This window comes from Streptomyces sp. AB3(2024) (assembly GCF_041862025.1).
GTDB lineage: Bacteria > Actinomycetota > Actinomycetes > Streptomycetales > Streptomycetaceae > Streptomyces.
Genome location: NZ_JBGWAB010000330.1, coordinates 1 through 579 on the forward strand (window position 1 = coordinate 1; position 579 = coordinate 579).

The 579-nt window shown below is 69.6% G+C and carries 1 protein-coding gene; it reads right to left on the bottom strand.

All coding sequences use genetic code 11. The features are described from left to right. Nucleotides 1-6: 6 nt before the first annotated feature. On the bottom strand, nt 7-579 hold a 573-nt coding region (locus ACEPPI_RS40620), incomplete at its 5' end, for a carboxyl transferase domain-containing protein (protein WP_373920255.1).

Below are 579 nucleotides of genomic sequence, written 5' to 3' on the forward strand. Positions count from 1 at the left end.
CGCTCGTTACTGCGGCGGGTTGCCGTGCTTGCGGGACGGCAGGTCGGCGTGCTTGGTGCGGAGCATCGCGAGGGCGCTGATGAGCGTCTCGCGGGTCTCGGCGGGGTCGATGACGTCGTCCACGAGGCCGCGCTCGGCCGCGTAGTACGGGTGCATCAGCTCGGCCTTGTATTCCTTGACCATCCGGGCGCGCATCGCCTCGGGGTCCTCGGCGTCCGCGATCTGCTTGCGGAAGATGACGTTGGCCGCGCCCTCGGCGCCCATGACGGCGATCTCGTTGGTGGGCCAGGCGTAGGTGAGGTCGGCGCCGATGGACTGGGAGTCCATGACGATGTACGCGCCGCCGTAGGCCTTGCGCAGGATCAGCGAGATGCGCGGCACGGTGGCGTTGCAGTACGCGTACAGCAGCTTGGCGCCGTGGCGGATGATGCCGCCGTGCTCCTGGTCGACGCCCGGCAGGAAGCCGGGGACGTCCAGCAGCGTGACGATCGGGATGTTGAAGGCGTCGCAGAGCTGGACGAACCGCGCGGCCTTCTCGGAGGCGTGGATGTCCAGGACGCCGGCGAGGTGGCCGGGCTG